This window comes from Nocardiopsis sp. L17-MgMaSL7, assembly GCF_003182025.1.
In the GTDB taxonomy this organism is placed as follows: Bacteria; Actinomycetota; Actinomycetes; order Streptosporangiales; family Streptosporangiaceae; genus Nocardiopsis; species Nocardiopsis prasina.
Genome location: NZ_QGTF01000008.1, coordinates 269,302 through 287,388 on the forward strand (window position 1 = coordinate 269,302; position 18,087 = coordinate 287,388).

Below are 18,087 nucleotides of genomic sequence, written 5' to 3' on the forward strand. Positions count from 1 at the left end.
GCGGCGTCCTAGCTCGCGACGTCGGGCCACGGATGGTGGATCCGCGTGGGGACGGGGTCGCACGTGACCGTCACCCGGCGCCCCTCGGGCGGCGGGCAGTCCTCGCCCGCCACCACGCAGGTTCCGGTCCACAGCGCCAGCGCCACGAGGGCCAGTCTGGTCGCCTCGTCCCCGGACTCGCCCACCGCGACGACGTCGTCGGCGGTCAGCGCCAGTTCACCGCGCAGTTCCGCGAATCGTGCCAGCAGGTCGTGGTGGGTGTGCAGGGTGGTGAGGATGTCGTCCCCGACCGGCTCGTACCCCAGGTGCCCGTTGTCGAAGAGGCCCCGCGCCGGGCTGTACCCGTTCCCGTCCGGGCTGGGCAGCAGCAGCTCCCTGAACGGGGTGGTGCCCAGGGCGGAACCGAAGGTGATCACCTGTCGCACCCGCGACCGTTCGGCCAGTTCCAGCCCCCGCTCGGCCAGCTCCTCGCTCACCATCAGCAACCGGGCGTCGGTCTCGGCCAGGGCCCGGCACTGGGTGCGGAGATCGGACTCGGGGGAGACCGTCAGAGCCCGGCCGCCCACCGCCATCACCGTGTACGAGGCCAGGAAGCGGTCAGGGGAGACCGGCGCCAACACGCCGACCACGTCCCCGAGGCACATCCCACGACGACTCAGCCCCGCGGCGGCCTGCTCGACCGTGGCCGCGAAGGTGAGTGCGTCGATCCGTCCGGACGCGCCCCGGATCGTCCCACCGCGCGCGTTCCGCAGCCGCAGCCGCTCACACAGCCCACCGGTGAGCGAGCCGATCGGGTCGTCCCGACGCGGCAGGTGACGGCCGGGTCGTCCGGTTCCTGAAGTCAGTCCTACCCCCATGCGTTCCCCCACTCGAACGGTCTCCATGTGGGCCCGCTACCCGGGCTCGTCACGCCCCCTCCACGTGGCGAGCCCGGAAGCGCCGCGCCGGACGTTCGCCGCGAGGGACCTCCCCAGGTTTCCCCTCGCGCCAGCGCGGTTGCCCACCGGTTCCGGGAGACTACCCGGCACCGACGGCACGTCGGTTCCCCGGTGTTCGGCCCGGGATCCGACGGCCGTTTCTGGGACCGGCCGAGCCCTGTTCGCACAGTGCCGAGAGCTCGAAGTCCCATGGCTTTGACCCTAGCGCGTTCATGGCAATATGCACATGCATATGGCCATGCACATGCATATGTAGATTCGTGGTCGCGCGAGAACTACACCACCCGCGCGAAGCCCCGGACCGGCAGTGCGCGCGGGGTCGGGGCGAGACCGGGTCAGCCCGTCCGGTGCCGCTTGATCCAAGCGGCGATCTGTGTGCGGGAGTTGAAGCCCATCTTCCGGTTGATGTTGGCCACGTGTCTGGCCGCGGTCGAGGACGTGATGAACAGGGTCCGGGCGATCTCGGGGTTGCTCTTGCCGGTGCTCACCAACTGGGCGATCTCCAGCTCCCGTCGGGTCAGCAGCTTCCCGGGGCTGGCCGACTCCGGTGAGGGAGGGACGGGCGCGGGCTTCGGGGCGGCGGCCGGGGCCTGGGGACGCGTGCGGCGTCGGGGAGCCGGGCGACGGCTCTCCTCGGCCAACAGCTCCGCCTCACGCACCGCCTCGAACTGGCTCAGGGCGTGTCCCTGCTCCCACCAGCCCACCAACTGACGGCGGCGGCGACGGCCCCGTTCCTCGTCCGTGAACGGCCACGGGGCCTCCCGCTCGGGCAGACCGACTCGCGAGCGCAGCGCCGTGGCGGCGCCGGCCAGGCGGCAGGCGGGTTCGCGCAGCCCGGAACCGAACGCGACCCGGGCCAGGGACACCAGGCTCCGGGCGGCCTCGGCGCGCTGACCGCTGGCGTGGCTGAGCAGCAGCCCCTCGCTCAGGTAGTCGTAGGCCTGACTGGTGTACCCCTGCGCGTGCGCCACCCGGCCGATCCCGGCCAGGCAGCGCGCCTCCTCGGACACCGCGCCGATCATCCGCTGGGTGTCCAGCGCCTCCCGGTAACAGCGGTCGGCGGTGATCAGGTCGTCGTTCATCTCGGCGGCCCGGGCCTGGTTGATCAGGGTCACCCCCACCCCCCACCGGTGGTCGATGCCCCGCAGCAGCGCGAGCGCGGCGTTGTAGTGGTGGTCGGCGGTGGGGTAGTCGCCCTGCTGGCACACCAGGGCCGCCCGGCAGCCCAGGGCGATCGCCTCGCCCCACAGGTCACCGGCCTCACGGCACAGCCGCAGGGCCTCCTCCACCCGGACCGACGCGCGGTCCAGGTTGCGCTCACGCACCTCCACCAGGGCCAGCAGGCTCAGGCAGGTGCGCACGAACGCGTCGTCACCGGCCTCGCGGCACAACCGCAGCCCCTCCTCGCCCGCCTCCAGGGCCAGCGCGTGGTCCCGGCGCACACGTGCCAACTGGGCCCGGCCGACCAGCGCCCGCGCCCGGGAGGGAGCCTTCGCGGTCTCCTCCAGCGCCAGCAGGCGGTCCATCCAGTGCGCGCCCTCGGAGTAGTTGTTGTGGCTCACCCAGTGGGCCACCAGGCTCACGCACAGCCGCAGCCCGGGTTCGGCGGCGCCCTTCTGGAGGGACCAGCGCAGCAGGGACCGGAGCGTGTCGTACTCGGCGATCACCCGTTGGCGTCCGGAGTCCCGCTCGGACCACGGCATGGAACGGCTTGACTCCAGCCGTTGCCCCAGGTCCTCCGCCAGACGCAGCATGCGGGTCAGCAGACGCTCCTGGATCGACTCGGACTCGCCGGAGGCGACCAGCCGCTCCTGCGCGAACCGGCGCACCGCCTCGGGCAGCCGGTAGCGCACCCGGCCCTCGAACTCGCCGGTGACGGTGATCAGGGAGCGGTCCAGCAGCGACGTCAGCAGGTCGAGGATGGTCGACTCGGGCAGGGACTCGTCAGCGCACACCTGCTCGGCCAGCTCCAGGTCCCACCCCCGGAACACCGACAGACGGCGCAGCAGCACGCGTTCGGGCTCGGGCAGGCCCCGGTACACGAAGTCCAGCACCAAAGGCAGCACATCGCTGCGCGAGACGGCCTGTCCGGGTCCGGGCTGGAACACGGGGGAGGCCAGGTGGGCGCGGAGTCCCTCGGTGAGCGCGGCGATGCCCTCCTCCGGGGCGCGGGCGCCCAGCACCTCGATCCCCAACGGAACCCCACCGCTCAGGTCGCACAGGGTCGCCACGGCATCCAGCTCGGGGCCCGTGGCGGTGAACCGGGGGTCGCGCGCACGGGCGCGGTCCATGAACAGCCGCACCGACTCCGCGTCCGCCGGGTCCGGGGGAGGGGCGTTGCGCGGGACCACGGGCAGGGCCATGGCGGGCACCCGCCACACCGTGCCCCCGGTCAGCCGCACCGGAACCTCGCTGGTCAGCAGTACCGACACGGCGGGGCACTCCGTGAGCAGGGTCTCCCCGACCGCGGTCACCTCGTCCGCGATGTGTTCGCAGGAGTCCAGTACCAGCAGCAGTCTGCGGTCCCGCAGCGCCTCGGTCACGGTCGCCCCGAGCGGCAGCCCGGGTTCCTCGACCACCCCCACCGCCTGCGCGATGCGCGCGTGCACCTCCAGGGATGTGCGCACGTCGGTGAGATCGGCGATCCACACCCCGTCCGGGAACGAGACGGTGGACTGCTCGGCCACGCGCAGGGCCAGGCGCGTCTTGCCGATGCCGTCCGCGCCGCAGAGGGTGACGGACCTGCTGGAACCGAGCAGGCGGAGCAGATCGCTGAGATCTCGCTCCCGACCCACGAAACTGGTGCCCGGCAGGGGGAGATTGTGCCGCGCTGGCGCGGTCAAAGGTGCCATGGCCTTCACAAGTAGGGGCTGTTGGGGGTGTTCTCACCACGGAGGATACGAGGAGGGGCGGGGGCTGACGTCATCGAGGTGGGCGAAGTGGCTTGGGCTTTCTGGTTTAGCGGGTGCACGCGCACTGTGCAAGTGCTTCGGCACGAACACCCTCGGTTCAGCCGGGTTCTCTCGGTGAAGCCCAGCCGGTCAACTGCGTCCTTGACGAAATCGAGAGTTTTCTGAAGATGTTCGCGATATGGCGGGCGGCGGTGGCCTGACTGATGGTGAGACGGGTCGCGATCTCCCGGTTGGACAGACCCCTCTCCGCCAGCGTGGCGATCTCCCGTTCCCGCGGGGTCAGCGATTCCGGTCCGGACAGTCGGGGCGTGGGCGGGCGGGGAAAGGCCAGGGCCCGGTCACGCACCTGCTCCAACGGGAGCGGGCGCCAGGCGTTCCAGGCCTCGGTGGCCCGCCCCGTGCCCACTCTCCGCTCCACCGCCGACCGCAGGCGGACGGTCTCGGCCGACGGCCGGTCCAGCGCCGTCCGCAGGTCGGCCGCCACCCCGGCCAGGGCCGCCGCCCGCGTGGGCTCCTCCTCGGCCAGCGCCAGTTCCGCCAGGGCCTCCAGCGCCTCGGCCACCGCGATCCGGCGACCCGAGGTGAAACTCACCCGCAGACACCGGCCCAGCGGCTCCCGCGCGGACAGGGTGTCCCGTGCCGCCAGGTGCAGGCGGCCCAGGTCCGCGGCGCACCGCGCGGCGTAGGGATCGGAGGGCAGCTCGACGAAGACCTCAAGGGCCTCGGAGAAGAGTTCCCGGGCCCGGTCGTGGTCGTCGGCCTCGGCGGCGATGGTGCCCAGCCCGTACAGGGCGCGCGCCTCGCTCCAGCGGTCGCCCAGCCCCCGCGAGGAGGTGGCGCTCTCCTCCAGGTGCGCGACGGCCTCCCCGGTGGCGCCCCGACGCCGGGCCAACTCGGCCAGTACGCCCCGCGTGCTCGCCTCGGTCATGGGGTCACCGGACAGGCCGGCCCAGTCCAGGGCCCGGGCCGCCTGCCGTTCACCCTCCTCCAGGGAACCCAGCCGCATGGTGAGCGTCGCCAGGGTGGTCAGGGCCGAGGCGGCGGCGATCGGTTCGCGGCAGGCCCGCGCGGCCTCCAGTGCGCAGGAGGCCAGGGTGTCGACCCTGGCAGCGGGGTCCACGTCCAGGCGCAGCTCCGCGTGCAGGGCCAGGGCCCTGGCGCGCAGCGAGGGCGCCTGGTCGTCGGGCTGGTGCGACAGCACCCGCTCCAGGAGCCGGCTGCCCTCCGCGGACAGGTCCCGCATCAGCCAGTAGGCCCGCAGCGCCACGCACACCCGCAGGGCGTCGTCCACGCGCCCGTGGGACAGCGCCCACTCCACCAGCCGGGAGTGGTTCTCCCGGTGGTGGTCGTACATACGCAGCCGCCCGAGCCACTCGTCCCAGGTCTGCGAGGTGGCGGAGCTCTTGGCGGCCTCCTCGAGCCGGTCCACGGTGAACCGCAGGTAGCGGTCCCAGCGCCGATCGCTGTCGGCGCCCAGGCGTTCGGCGGCGTAGGCCCGCACCGTCTCGGTCAGCCGGTAGTGCGCGGTCCCGTTGATCTCGGAGTCCATCACCACCAGGGACTTGTCCAGCAGGGAGAAGTGCAGGGAGAGCACGTCCGTGGGGTCCACGCCCTCGCCCGAGCACACGTCCTCGGCGGCCTCCAGGTACCAGGTGGAGAACAGCGACAACCGGTGCAGCAGCAGCCGCTCGGTGTCGCTGAGCATGTCGTGGCTCCACTCCAGCACGGCCCGCAGGGTCCGCTGGCGTGCCGGGAGATGGCCGGTGCCGTCACTGGTCAGGAGCTGGAAGCGGTCGTCCAGCCGGCGCAGGATCTGCTGGACCGACAGCACCCGGACCCGGGCGGCCGCCAGTTCGATCGCCAGCGGCATGCCGTCGAGCATGCGACAGATCTCCGCCACGTAGCCCGAGTTCTCGCGGGTCATCTCGAACCCGGAACGCGCCGCGTGGGCCCGGGTGAGGAACAGGCGCACCGATTCGTACCGCTGGGCGTCCCGCCGGGGGATCGGCGCGGGCACCGCCGCGTAGGGGTCGGTCGGTGTGGGCCGCGCGGGCAGCGAGAGCGGCGGGACCCGCCAGATGTTCTCCTCCCGCACGTGTAGCGGCTGGCGGCTCGTCACGAGGATCCGGACCCGGGGGCAGTCCCGCAGCACGGCCTCGCAGAGCTCCGCCATGGGGCCCACGGCGTGCTCGCAGGTGTCCAGCAGCAACAACAGGTGCTGGGTGCGCAACGCCGTGATGACGCCGTCCATCAGCGTCGTGGAGTCGCCGTTGACCGCCTGGAGGCCCGCCGCGACCGCGCGCAGGGCCTGCTCGCGGTCGGTGGCCTCGCTGAGGTCGATGAACCGCACACCGTCCGGGAACCGGCGCAGGACGCGCTCGGCGAGGTGGAGCGCGAGCCGCGTCTTGCCGATTCCGCCGGTGCCGGTCAGCGTGATCATCCTGGCCGTGCCCATGAGGCGGCTCAGGTCGACGATGTCGCGTTCACGTCCGACGAACTGGATGAACTCACCAGCGGACAGGGGCAGGTTGTGGCGAGGAGGAGACATGGCCTCGATAACTAGGACACCAATCGGCCCGTGCCTGAGGTACGGCACGGAGTACAGCCTGTCCCAGTCTCGCACCCGGGCCCCGAGGCTGTCTCGCGAATGGCCGGTTCCGGCACGGGAGGTCGGAAACCGCCCGTGCCGGACCAGAACCTGCTAAGTGGCGGGGGACCACACGGCCGGGTCGGCAGTGCCCTGCTCACCCTTGGCCATGTCCTTGACCTCGTGCTCGCCGCCCTCCTCGAAGGGCGGGAACCACACGAAGGGGATGCCCTTCTTGGAGGCGTACTGGATCTGCTTGCCGACCTTGGAGGTGGAGTGGAACACCTCGGTGTTGAACCCGCGCTCCCGCAGCAGTTCGCCCGTGCGCAGGGCGTCGGCGCGACGCTCGGCGTTGGGCACCACGACCATCACGTCCGTCGGGCAGACCCGGCCCGCCTCGATCCTGCCCTCCGCCACCAGCTTGGCGAAGATGCGGGTCAGGCCGATGGAGATGCCCACACCCGGCAGACGCTTGCGGATGAACTGCCCGGCGAGGTTCTCGTACCGGCCGCCGGCGCAGATGCTGCCGTAACCGGGGTCGTCGTCGAAGGACGCCTCGTACACGGTCCCGGTGTAGTAGTCGAGGCCGCGCGCGATGGACAGGTCCGCGACCACGCTGCCCTCGGGTAGGTCGGCGAGGTCGTTCAGGACGAAGGCGAGCTCCTCCAGTCCCTCCTCCAGCAGTTCGGAGACCACACCGAGTGCCCGGACCTCCTCGACGACACCGGCACCCCTGATCCGGGCCAGAGCCAGGCAGGGGTCGATCTGCTCGGCGGTCAGGCCCTCGCCCTCAAGGATCTCGCGGACGCCGTCGTCGCCGATCTTGTGGAGCTTGTCCACGGCACGGATCACCGCGATGGGGTCCTTGACGCCGAGCCCCTCGTAGAAGCCCTGGAGCACCTTGCGGTTGTTGACGTTGAGAGTCCACGCCGGGATGTCCAGCCCGCTGAGCACCCGGTGCACGATGCGGGGCAGTTCGGCGTCGAAGTGCAGCGGCACCGAGTCCACGTTGATGACGTCGATGTCGCACTGGGTGAACTCGCGGAAGCGGCCCTCCTGCGGACGCTCACCGCGCCAGACGCGCTGCGTCTGGTAGCGCTTGAACGGGAAGGTCAGCTCGTTGAAGTGCTGGGCGACGTACCGGGCGAAGGGCACGGTCAGGTCGAAGTGCAGACCGAGCCTGGCGTCGGAGTCGTCCTTGGCGTCGGCCTGGAGCCGGTGCAGCGTGTAGACCTCCTGGGAGGTCTCGCCCTTGGCCATCAGCACGTCCAGGTTCTCCACGGAGGGGGTCTCCACGGACGCGAAGCCGAAGGACTCGAACCCGGCGCGGATATGGTCCAGCCAACGCTGCTCCACGGCCCGGACCTGTGGGGTCCACTCGGGGAAACCGCTGATGGGAGTGGGGCGGACGACGCGCTGATCGGACATGTGGGGTTCTCGGCTCCCTTGGGAGTGTGCGGCGTGTTCGGGAAGGTGCCCCTCGACCCGGGCCGCGGCCGTCGCCGCAGGGGGAGGGTGCCCGTCCATCCTACGCACCCGAGCCGCACCCCAGGGCCCGCTCAGGTGGAGTCCCGTCCGTGCGCCCCAGCCACAGCCGGTGTGCTGCCCTGCCCCCTCGCGGGTGTGAGCCTCGCCCGTGCACCTCACTCCTGGTGGGCTCAGCCACTGACGGTGTGGTGGCCCGGCCTACGGTGTGAGCTCCGGCCCTTCGCCTCGGCCATGGTGGCTCAGCCACAGCCGGTGTGCTGCCCTGCCCCCTCGCGGGTGTGAGCCTCGCCCGTGCACCTCACTCCTGGTGGGCTCAGCCACTGACGGTGTGGTGGCCCGGCCTACGGTGTGAGCTCCGGCCCTTCGCCTCAGCCATGGTCGCTCAGCCACAGGCGAGCCCCGCCCGTACGCCCCAGCCACAAGGGGGGTGCTTTCGTTCGGTGCCGGAGAGGGTTCTGCAGGAGGAGTCGAGCCGCTAGCGAGGTACGAGCGTCAGGCGTGGACGACGACGAAGAATCCCTCTGCAAAGGCACTGAACACGGGCCGAAGCGAAGCGGAGGCCCAAGGAAGTACTGCGCCCACCGGCCCACGTGGACGGTTGTGGGCCGGTGGGGCTGTGGGCGCCCGTGGGTGGGGTGTGCGGCCGGGCCGACGTCGAAGAGCGAGACGTCGGTGTCGGTCGTGCGCCCCTGGGCGCCGCCAGGGTCCCGTGGTGGTCACGTCCTCGTGCCAGGAGGTCGTTGCGACCGCGCTCAGGCGGGTGCCCTGCTCTCCACCGTAGATGGCGGGGCCGGTGCCGGACAGGGATTGGCGCGGCCGAAAGCGGCCGAAAATGGCCTCTCACAATGTCGTAAAGTCGACCTGCCGGGGTACAGGAGTGTGCTTGTCTGACTACGGTCCGTCGGACACGACGGACTCCTCGCCACGAGGTGGACATCCGCCCTCGGGGCCCTTCTGCTGCGTTTCGACCCGCATGGGCGTGGTGGCCGGGGATGTGACGTCTTCCCCCACTGTGTCGAAACCCCGGATTCCAGTGCTGTCCGGTGTTAAGTTCCAGTAGCGGCTGTTTCCCGTGAAGGTTCGGGACCGGGATCGCCGCGCCCCTCCAGCCCGGGTCGTGTGCGCCGTCCGTCCGTGCAGGCCCGGCACTCTCGCTAGGACTAACAGTGATCCACTCAGCTAACAGTACGAACAACGTCCACGCACCCAGTGAGCTGTCCACCAAGATCATCATCGCCGGGGGCTTCGGGGTCGGCAAGACCACGTTCGTCGGGGCTGTGTCGGAGATCCCCCCGGTCCGCACCGAGGCCGCCGTGACCGCGGCCAGCGCTGGTGTGGACGACCTCTCGCACACCCCGGACAAGACCAGCACCACGGTCGCCATGGACTTCGGTCGCATCTCCCTGGACACCGACCTGACCCTGTTCCTGTTCGGTACGCCTGGCCAGCAGCGCTTCTGGTTCATGTGGGACGACCTCGTCCGGGGCGCCCTGGGCGCGGTGATCCTCGCGGACACCCGGCGCCTGGAGGACACCTTCCAGGCCCTGGACTACTTCGAGCGGCAGTACCGGCTGCCCTTCGTCGTGGCGGTCAACGAGTTCGATCCCGAGGCCGCCTACAGCGCCGACGAGTTGCGCGACGCCCTCGACCTGACCCCCGACGTGCCCGTGGTCTACTGCGACGCGCGCGACCGCAGGTCCGTGGTCAAGGTCCTGGTCACCCTCGTCAAGCACGGGATGGCCCTGGAAGCGCGTCAGCGCCACCAGCGCCAGCTCGTGAACTGACCGGGCCCGTCCGGGTTCCGCACGAGTCGCTGGTCCAGGGCGTTCTGTCCCCGTTGGAGCCGACAAGCTGGTACCCGAGAGGAACCATTCGCTTGTGTCCGGCGTTACCCTGGCGTGGTGTTCGGACGAATGGCGGAAAGCGTCCGCCGCCTACTGGGCAAGCCCGGTGCGGTGGACCTGCGGCCCTATACCAAGCTCCTGCCGGCGATCGAGGCCGAAGAGGAGGGTCTGCGAGAACTCAGCGATGGCGAGCTGACGGAGAAGGCCATCGACCTCGGCTACGCCGAGCTTCCCTACTCCCAGAGTGATCTCGTGAGTCTGTGCGCGGTCGGCCGCGAGGCCGCCCGGCGCACCCTCGACGAGCGCCCCTTCGACGTGCAGCTGCTCGGTGTGATGGCCCTCCTCGACGGCCACGTCTCCGAGATGGCCACCGGTGAGGGCAAGACCCTCGCCGGTACCCTCGCCGCCGCCGGGTTCGCCCTGCGCGGCAAGCGGGTCCACGTCCTCAGCGTCAACGACTACCTCGCCCGGCGTGACGCCGAGTGGATGGGTCCCCTCTACGCCATGCTCGGAGTCACGGTCGGCTCCGTCAGCGAGGAGTCCACCGTCGACGAGCGCAAGGAGGCCTACGGCTGCGACGTCACGTACGCGGCCGTCAGCGAGCTCGGCTTCGACGTGCTGCGCGACCGCATGGTGACCGACGTCGACGACCGTGTGGTGCCCGAACCCCACGTCGCCATCATCGACGAGGCGGACTCCGTGCTCGTCGACGAGGCCCGTGTCCCCCTGGTCCTGGCCGGTGCGGCCGAGGCCGTGGCCGCCGACGTCGAGATGGCCGACGTCGTACGGGGCCTCAAGCCGCGCCTGCACTACGAGGTCGACGGCGAGGGGCGCAACGTCCAGCTCACCGACGCCGGTATCGACGCGGTCGAGAAGTCCCTGGGCGGCGTGGACCTGTACTCCGAGGACGACACCTCGGTGCTGCCCCAGGTCAACCTGGCCCTGCACGCGCACGTGCTGCTCCAGCGCGACGTGCACTACGTGGTGCGCGACGGCGAGGTGCGGCTGATCAACGAGTCCCGCGGTCGGATCGCCCTCCTCCAGCGCTGGCCCGACGGCCTCCAGGCGGCGGTCGAGGCCAAGGAGAAGGTCGCGGTCAGCGAGACCGGCGAGGTGCTGGACTCGATCACGGTCCAGTCCCTGGTCCTGCGCTACCCCACGCTGGCCGGGATGACCGGTACCGCCATGAGCGTCGCCGAGCAGCTGCGCGAGTTCTACGAGCTCGAGGTGGCGGTCGTGCCCTCCAACAAGCCGAACGTCCGCGATGACCACGGCACGCTCCTGTTCGCCACCCGTGAGGAGAAGGAGGACGCCCTCGTCGCCAAGGTGGAGGAGATCCACCGGACGGGGCGCCCGATCCTGATCGGCACGCAGGACGTCGCCGAATCCGAACTGCTCGCGGACCGGCTGCGCCAGGCCGGTCTGCAGAGCGTGGTCCTCAACGCCAAGAACGACGCGGACGAGGCCTCCATCATCGCCGAGGCCGGCACCCACGGTGCGATCACCGTCTCCACCCAGATGGCCGGGCGCGGTACCGACATCCGGCTGGGCGGCAGTGACATGACCGACCGCGACCGGGTGGTGGAGACCGGTGGTCTGTTCGTCATGGGCTTCGGCCGCTACCCCAGCAGCCGGCTGGACGGCCAGCTGCGCGGGCGGGCCGGGCGTCAGGGCGACCCCGGCGACTCCATCTTCTTCGTCAGCATGGACGACGACCTGTTGGTGAACCACGCCCCCGAGACCACCGGCTACAAGACCACCGCTGACGGTGAGATCACCGACGAGGGCTGGCTGGCCATGGTCGACCACGCCCAGCGGGTGTCCGAGGGCCAGCTGCTGGAGGTGCACCGCAACACCTGGCGCTACAACAAGCTCATCGACGTGCAGCGCGAGGTGGTCCTGGAGCACCGGGAGCTGGTCCTGACCGGCGGGCAGGGGGACCGGCACGTCGCGGCGGACCGTAAGGAGCGCCACGACGAGCTGGTGGAGGAGCTGGACGCCGACGAGGTCGCCAGCGCCGCCAAGCTCATCACGCTCTACCACCTGGACCGGGGGTGGACCGACCACAACGCGTTCCTCTCGGAACTGCGCGAGGGCATCCACCTGAGGTACCTGGGACGGCGCGACCCGCTCGACGAGTTCAACCGCGAGGCGGTCCCGGTCTTCAAGGGCTTCCTGGACGAGGCCCGCGCCCGTGCCGCCGACAGCTTCGAGGAGCTGGAGGTGGTGGACGGTGAGCTGGACGTGAGCTCGGTCGGCGTGAAGCGTCCGTCGATGACCTGGACCTACATGGTGCACGACCACCCGTTCAGTTCGGCTTTGGAGACGCTCGTGGGCAGGCTCAAGGGCGGTCGGGGTACGTCGAGCGGTGACTGAATAATTCGCACAGCCGCCACTCGCGCGGGTCGGGACCAAAGTCCCGGCCCGCGCATTACTTTTGTCGGCTAGTCTGCTGAAGCGCTAATCAAACCCGTCGGTTCCCTGTTTAATTGGTGGACGCGGGTTAAAATGGATGCGTTTTCCAGGTTATTCGAGACGGTTGGGACTGAATCCACGGTGGTCCACGAGATCGGCGCGCAGGAGAAGATCAGTTACGGGCGCAACGACCGCTTCGCCGGCGGGCCCGTCGGCGGCGGTAGCTTCTGGACCGACGACGACGGTCAGCCGGTCGCCAAGATCGGCGGCCCGAAGGAGTGGCGGCCCACGCCCATGATCGACGTCCGCGTCAATGACGTGTTCAGTGTCGGTGGCCAGGCGTGGCGGGTGACGGAAATCGTCGACGCCGATTCGCCGAGTGCGTATCTGCTGGCCACACGGATTAGCTGAGGTCACTCCCCGGGCAGGTCTCGGGGAGGTTTTCTTCTGGCCCTCGTCGGAATCTCCGCCCGTCGCGACTGTTCTGTTGGTCGCGGGGGAACGTTTCCTGTTTCGGTTTTGCCGACGAGGGCTTCTTTGTTTGTCCTTATCTGGATTTCTCGTGTGCCGGGGTGTTCGCGCACGTGTGCGACGGTCCGGTGGCACTGAGTTATCGCAGGTCGGCGCTGGTGCGTGGGGAACCCCCCGGTGGTAATCGAGACATTCCGGTTACCCGAAGGGGGGTGGTCGCGTGACCGGTGCATCGTTAACGTTTGTGATGCAGGCGCGCCCCGGAGCGTGTGGGAGGGTTCGTCGTCCACCAGGGGTACGGGTGGTCGCGCCGGTCACCGTCGGACCCAGGGGCTGTCCCCCGCCCCTGGGCCTGGCTCACTCCCCGGGCCGTGTCGCCCCGGCCGCCCCTGGCGGGTCCCGCTCGGCGCCTCTCCCTCCCTTCCTTCTTCTCGTTCTCCGTCTGCGTGCCCTCCCTCGGGCCGCGCGGTGCCCGGACGGGGTGAGTGGATCAGGTTGCAGGGGTCCAGTCGCGTCCACGACGGCCCTCTGCTGTGATGCACGCAGGATCTTTCAGCCAAACCGAGCGGCGTTCTGGTCTTGCGGTAGAACGAGTTCCAGTATTAGCCTCTGGGTGTGCCTCGCTCGGCGGTGGTGCCCGACAGTTCGGTCGTGGGGCGCTCCCGGCGGCAGGTGAACGACCGTCGCCCGTCGAAGTCGGATCGCGCCCCGGCCTCGGCGGGCGTCGTCCGTTCCCCGGGGAGTCCTGTGCGGGTGCCGGTGGGGTCAGCCGAGGAGACGGGAGATCTCGGCGAAGGTCGGGCAGGGCCAGGGCAGGCGGCACCCCTGGCAGCGTGGATCGTCACCTTCGTCGGGCCTGTGCAGGCCGAGCAGGTCCAGGCAGACCCCGGCCAGGGCGGAGACCTCGTTGCGCGCGTTGGCGTAGAAGGCGACGTCGTTGATCCGTGCCAGGGCGCTGTCGGAGCGGGCGTCGGGGAGCCCGACGGTATCCGGCTCCCAGGGCACCGCCCGGTCGGAGCGTTCCAGTATGCCCTCCACACACCGGAGCAGCCTGGCGTGTTCGGAGGTGTGGACACTCCCTGTCGCTGGTCTCGTGAACGGCGGCATCGCTGATCGCCCCCAACGGGTGGATACGCAGCGGCTCATCCCCCAAGGAAAAGCACTGTGACATAGCGTACACATCTCGTCGCGTATTGTCGCGACTTGGGGGTGTGGGCCGCCCTGGGCGCGTGGCCGCCAGACCAGGGGAGATGGGGGGGCGCGGGCTGCCCCCAAGGGGAGGGACAGCCCGCAGGTCGGGGGAGGGAACCCGTCGCACGAGCGGGGCCCCGCCTGGGAACCGGTCAGCCGCAGCCGCCGCTACAGCCGCAGGAGCCACCGTTCTGGCACCCGCAGCCGCAGCTCGATCCGCAGCCGCATCCGCTCAGGCCCGGCGGTCTGGTCAGGGGGTCGGTCACAGTCCCTCCTCAAGGGCTCGACACCGTCACCCGTGCGCGATCGCACCCGGTCCGGAACGGACCCGGCGCCACGGGCGAGTTTCCCGCCCCAGGAAGTGCCCGCTGCCCGGCTTTTCCAATCGAAGACGGGAACCTTGCCCTTCCATGACCGAGGGACGCCGCGCCCCCGACACGTCGGGGTGCCCATGCTGACCAGTGCCTTCACCGTCGAGTTCAGGCGAAGAGGGTCGAGGCCGTGGCCGGTCGGCGTGTCATTCGGTAGAGCCGAACCCGGCCCAGGAGCATGACCGGAACCACGGGCAGCAGCATCGACCACACGAACACACCGACCATCCCGGGAGGGTCCATGCCGGGCAGCTCGGTCGACAGCGCCGCCACCAGCCCCGGAGCGGCGATCGCCAACGCCGAGGTGTGCCGGGAGCATGGGGCCGATCAGCCCGCTGGTCGCCGCCAGCGCCGCCACCAGCGCGAACAGCGCGACGACCGCGACGGTTCCCAGCACGGTGAACGCGTCCGGAGCCGGACCGCCGCCGACCAGGCCGGTCAGGACCAGCCCCCAGGTGACGGCCAGCGTCCAGCCTGCCCACGACGAGTACGCGGACCTCAGAAGATGTCGGTCGGCGGCGCGGGGGAGTCCCGCGCGTCCGCGTCGTGCACGGGGGAGTGGCCCGAGAGGAACCGGTCCAGGTCCTCGCCTTCCACCAGCCGGGCCATCTCCGGGTCCCGGTGAGCCGACCGTCCCAGCTCCTCCGTCGGCAGCGGCCGGTGGCCCGCCACCAGCACCAGGTTGCCGAACCGGCGTCCGCGCAGGACACCCGGCTCGGCGGTCATCACCACGTGCGGCAGCACCGAACGCACGGTGGCCACCTGGGCGCGCGTGTGCTTCAACGCGTAGCCGTCCCCGACGTTGACCACCAGGAAGCCCCCCGGCCGCAGCACCCGCGCCGCCTCCGCGTAGAACTCCACCGAGGTGAGCCGCGCCGGGGTCCGCGCACCCGAGAAGACGTCGGACACGATGAGGTCCGCGCTGTCCTCGTGCCGGGCGGCGATCCAGTCCCGGGCGTCGCCGATGCCCACCCGCAGCTGCGCCCTGCGGTCCCACGGCAGACGCCGCCGCACCAGTTCCACCAGTGCCGCGTCCACGTCCACCGCGCGCTGGCGCGAACCCGGACGGCTGTGCGCCACGTACCGGGCCACCGTCAGGGCCCCGGCACCCAGGTGCATCGCCTCCACCGGCTCACCCTCCGGGGCCACCAGGTCGGCCGCGTGCGCGATCCGGCGCACGTACGAGAAGTCGAGGTAACCGGGGTCGGACAGGTCCACGTGCGACTGCGGCGTGCCCTCCACCAGCAGGAACCACGAGTTGGCGCGGTCCGCGTCGGCGAGCAGGTCGACCCCCGGCACCACCGAGACCTCCTCCTCGGCCTCGACCCTGTCACGCACACGTCTGCCCATGCCCCCGCCTCACTCCTCGCGATCCCCCAACGTTAGGCGCAGCCGGGAGCCTTCGGAAACGGACGCGCGATCCCCCTCGAAGGAGCGCTAGCCTGGGGTTCCCCAGAAGACCCAACCCGCGCCCCCTCAGGGGCGCGATCACCGAGGAGTGGCCGTGCTACTGCGGATGTCGAACCTGTTCCTGCGCACCCTGCGTGAGGACCCGGCGGACGCCGAGGTGCCGAGCCACAAGCTCCTCGTCCGCGCCGGCTACGTCCGCCGCGCCGCCCCCGGCATCTACACCTGGCTGCCCCTGGGCAAGATCGTCCTGGAGAACGTCGCCCGCGTGGTGCGCGAGGAGATGAACGCGATGGGCGGCCAGGAGGTCCTGCTGCCCGCGCTGCTCCCCAAGGAGTTCTACGAGACCACCGGCCGCTGGGAGGAGTACGGCGACACCCTCTTCCGGCTCAAGGACCGCAAGGGCGCCGACTACCTGCTCGGCCCCACCCACGAGGAGCTCTTCACCCTCCTGGTCAAGGGCGAGTACTCGTCCTACAAGGACTTCCCGGTGGTGCTCTACCAGATCCAGGAGAAGTTCCGCGACGAGGCCCGCCCCCGCGCCGGTGTGCTGCGCGGCCGCGAGTTCCACATGAAGGACTCCTACTCCTTCGACATCGACGACGAGGGTCTCCAGGAGTCCTACGACAAGCACCGGGCCGCCTACATCCGGATCTTCGACCGGTTGGGCCTGGACTACGTCATCGTCTCCGCGACCTCCGGCGCCATGGGCGGCTCGGCCTCCGAGGAGTTCCTGGCGGTCGCGCCCACCGGCGAGGACACCTTCGTGCGCAGCACGGAGTCCGACTACGCCGCCAACGTCGAGGCCGTGCGGACCCCGGCCCCCGCAGAGCGTCCCGTGGAGGGGCTGCCCGAGGCCCAGGTGCACCACACCCCGGGCACCGCCACCATCCAGACCCTGGTGGACTTCCTCAACGGCGCCGGGATGGGCCGCGACTTCACCGAGGCCGACACCCTCAAGAACGTCCTGGTCAAGACCCGCGCCCCCGGCAGCAAGGAGTGGGAGCTCCTCGGCATCGGCCTGCCCGGCGACCGCGAGGTCGACCTCAAGCGCCTCGAAGCCGCCCTGGAGCCCACCGAGGTCGCGCTCCTGGACGACGCCGACTTCGCCGCCAACACCTTCCTGGCCAAGGGCTACATCGGCCCGCGCGCCCTGCTGGACAACAAGGTGCGCTACCTCGTCGACCCGCGCGTGGCCACCGGCACCTCATGGGTGACCGGCGCCGACCGGACCGACCACCACGTGATCGACCTCGTGGCCGGACGCGACTTCACCCCGGACGGCACCATCGACGTCGCCGAAGTGCGCGACGGAGACGCCTCGCCCGACGGCCAGGGAACCCTGTACACCGCACGCGGCATCGAGATCGGGCACATCTTCCAGCTCGGCCGCAAGTACGCCGACGCGTTCAAGTTGGACGCCCTCGGCCCGGACGGCAAGCCCCGCCGCGTCACCATGGGCTCCTACGGCATCGGTGTCTCCCGCGCCGTCGCCTCCGTCGTCGAGCAGTCGCACGACGACAAGGGCATCGTCTGGCCGCGCGAGGTCGCCCCCGCCGACGTGCACGTGGTCGGCACAGGCAAGGGCGGCGAGGTCGAGGAGGCCCTGCGGATCGGCGGCGAGCTGGAGGCCCGCGGCCTGCGCGTGCTGGTCGACGACCGCAAGGCGGCCCCCGGTGTGAAGTTCAACGACGCCGAGCTGCTGGGGATCCCGACCGTGGTCATCGTCGGCCGCGGCCTCAAGGAGGGCCTGGTCGAGCTGCGCGACCGCCGCACCGGTGAGCGTACCGACGTGCCGGTCGGCGAGATCGTCGAGAGCACCGTCGCCGCCTGCGCCGAGTAGGGCCGCACAGCGACAGGAACGGGGCTCCCGCGCACTCGGTGCGGGAGCCCCCTTCTCGTTGGTCACGGCGCGCGCCGTGCGGGTCAGCCGCGCTCGAAGCCGGGCAGGGAGTCGAGTTCGGCGCCCCACTCCAGGGATCGCACCGTCGACTCCTGGAGGCCGCGCGCCGCGGTCACCCGCAGTTCGGTGTCGGCCGACGCGCTCAGCCACAGGTAGGCGCTCATGGTCGTCTCCTCCAACTCCACGGCGAAATCGTCCATGTCTCCGCCGTCGCGTCCCTGGGGCAACGGGTAGGAGGCCAGCGCTGCCGGGGGGTCGACACCCCGCTCGACCGAGGCGGCGTGCAGGGCGTCCCGCAGCGCCTTGTGCTCGTAGGAGGACGCCGAGGCGCGCTCGCGCCGGGTCCGGTCCCCGGCGGCGCCGCCGACGAACTCGTACCCGTACACGGCCGCGTGCTCGGCGCTCAGGGCCTCCGCCAGGGCCGCGCCGGTGGGATCGCCGCCCTCGGAGGGTGACGGATCCGTACCGGGTCCCTGGGAGCCCCCCGCGGGCGTGGGGATCTCGCTCACCTGACTACCTGCCTTCCGCCATCACGTCGCTCGGACGTCCCTGGGATGTTC

Annotated in this window: 12 protein-coding genes; 4 read left to right on the plus strand and 8 right to left on the minus strand. The window is 70.8% G+C overall.

The genetic code is table 11. The annotated features are described in order from the left end of the window. Positions 1-8: 8 nt before the first annotated feature. From BDW27_RS16510 to hisS, 4 genes are all read right to left on the minus strand, one after another. Positions 9-857 (minus strand): AMP-binding protein, encoded by an 849-nt coding sequence (locus tag BDW27_RS16510; RefSeq protein ID WP_110050171.1) that lies wholly within the window; start codon positions 855-857, stop codon positions 9-11. A 416-nt stretch (positions 858-1,273) separates the two neighbouring features. After that, positions 1,274-3,781 (minus strand): LuxR C-terminal-related transcriptional regulator, encoded by a 2,508-nt coding sequence (locus BDW27_RS16515; RefSeq protein WP_110050060.1) that lies wholly within the window; start codon positions 3,779-3,781, stop codon positions 1,274-1,276. Positions 3,782-3,947: 166 nt separating this feature from the next. Continuing rightward, a complete protein-coding gene (locus BDW27_RS16520) occupies positions 3,948-6,398 on the minus strand; it encodes a tetratricopeptide repeat protein (RefSeq protein ID WP_110050062.1) in 2,451 nt (816 codons plus the stop codon). 153 nt (positions 6,399-6,551) lie between these two features. Next, a complete protein-coding gene (hisS, locus tag BDW27_RS16525; protein ID WP_110050064.1) occupies positions 6,552-7,865 on the minus strand; it encodes a histidine--tRNA ligase in 1,314 nt (437 codons plus the stop codon). Between the two features lie 1,226 nt (positions 7,866-9,091). Here hisS and BDW27_RS16530 point away from each other — a divergent pair. The 3 genes from BDW27_RS16530 (at position 9,092) to BDW27_RS16540 (ending at position 12,595) form a co-directional block, all read left to right on the plus strand. Continuing rightward, positions 9,092-9,709 (plus strand): ATP/GTP-binding protein, encoded by a 618-nt coding sequence (locus BDW27_RS16530; protein ID WP_017542618.1) that lies wholly within the window; start codon positions 9,092-9,094, stop codon positions 9,707-9,709. A gap of 129 nt (positions 9,710-9,838) precedes the next feature. Next, the gene (gene secA2, locus BDW27_RS16535) at positions 9,839-12,145 is read left to right on the plus strand and encodes an accessory Sec system translocase SecA2 (RefSeq protein ID WP_110050173.1); all 2,307 of its coding nucleotides are present in this window, start codon (positions 9,839-9,841) and stop codon (positions 12,143-12,145) included. A gap of 180 nt (positions 12,146-12,325) precedes the next feature. Beyond that, complete coding sequence (locus BDW27_RS16540) at positions 12,326-12,595, plus strand: DUF6406 domain-containing protein (protein WP_026128913.1); 270 nt, start codon at positions 12,326-12,328, stop codon at positions 12,593-12,595. 825 nt (positions 12,596-13,420) lie between these two features. Here BDW27_RS16540 and BDW27_RS16545 read toward each other — a convergent pair. The 3 genes from BDW27_RS16545 to BDW27_RS16555 all read right to left on the minus strand — a co-directional run bounded on the left by BDW27_RS16545 (position 13,421) and on the right by BDW27_RS16555 (position 15,567). Next, positions 13,421-13,693 carry a hypothetical protein gene (locus BDW27_RS16545; protein ID WP_199560670.1) on the minus strand — a complete coding sequence of 91 codons (273 nt, stop codon included), beginning with the start codon at positions 13,691-13,693 and terminating at the stop codon, positions 13,421-13,423. A gap of 632 nt (positions 13,694-14,325) precedes the next feature. After that, the gene (locus tag BDW27_RS27525) at positions 14,326-14,514 is read right to left on the minus strand and encodes a hypothetical protein (protein ID WP_199560671.1); all 189 of its coding nucleotides are present in this window, start codon (positions 14,512-14,514) and stop codon (positions 14,326-14,328) included. 201 nt (positions 14,515-14,715) lie between these two features. Further along, positions 14,716-15,567 carry a spermidine synthase gene (locus BDW27_RS16555; RefSeq protein ID WP_110050068.1) on the minus strand — a complete coding sequence of 284 codons (852 nt, stop codon included), beginning with the start codon at positions 15,565-15,567 and terminating at the stop codon, positions 14,716-14,718. A 166-nt stretch (positions 15,568-15,733) separates the two neighbouring features. Here BDW27_RS16555 and BDW27_RS16560 point away from each other — a divergent pair, with 166 nt between their 5' ends. After that, positions 15,734-17,467: a proline--tRNA ligase gene (locus BDW27_RS16560; protein ID WP_017542624.1), complete on the plus strand. Its 1,734-nt coding sequence runs from the start codon at positions 15,734-15,736 to the stop codon at positions 17,465-17,467. Between the two features lie 83 nt (positions 17,468-17,550). On the opposite strand, the gene BDW27_RS16565 is transcribed toward BDW27_RS16560, so the two are convergent. Beyond that, positions 17,551-18,036, minus strand: a complete 486-nt coding sequence (locus BDW27_RS16565; RefSeq protein WP_110050070.1) for a ferritin-like domain-containing protein — start codon at positions 18,034-18,036, stop codon at positions 17,551-17,553. Positions 18,037-18,087: the final 51 nt, after the last annotated feature.

Bases quoted from the DNA above. Each gene is read 5' to 3' on its own strand.
- BDW27_RS16510 (WP_110050171.1), bottom strand. From the start codon at position 857: ATGGGGGTAGGACTGACTTCAGGAACCGGACGACCCGGCCGTCACCTG.
- hisS (WP_110050064.1), bottom strand. From the start codon at position 7,865: ATGTCCGATCAGCGCGTCGTCCGCCCCACTCCCATCAGCGGTTTCCCC.
- BDW27_RS16555 (WP_110050068.1), bottom strand. From the start codon at position 15,567: ATGGGCAGACGTGTGCGTGACAGGGTCGAGGCCGAGGAGGAGGTCTCG.
- BDW27_RS16520 (WP_110050062.1), bottom strand. From the start codon at position 6,398: ATGTCTCCTCCTCGCCACAACCTGCCCCTGTCCGCTGGTGAGTTCATC.
- secA2 (WP_110050173.1), top strand. From the start codon at position 9,839: ATGGCGGAAAGCGTCCGCCGCCTACTGGGCAAGCCCGGTGCGGTGGAC.
- BDW27_RS16560 (WP_017542624.1), top strand. From the start codon at position 15,734: ATGTCGAACCTGTTCCTGCGCACCCTGCGTGAGGACCCGGCGGACGCC.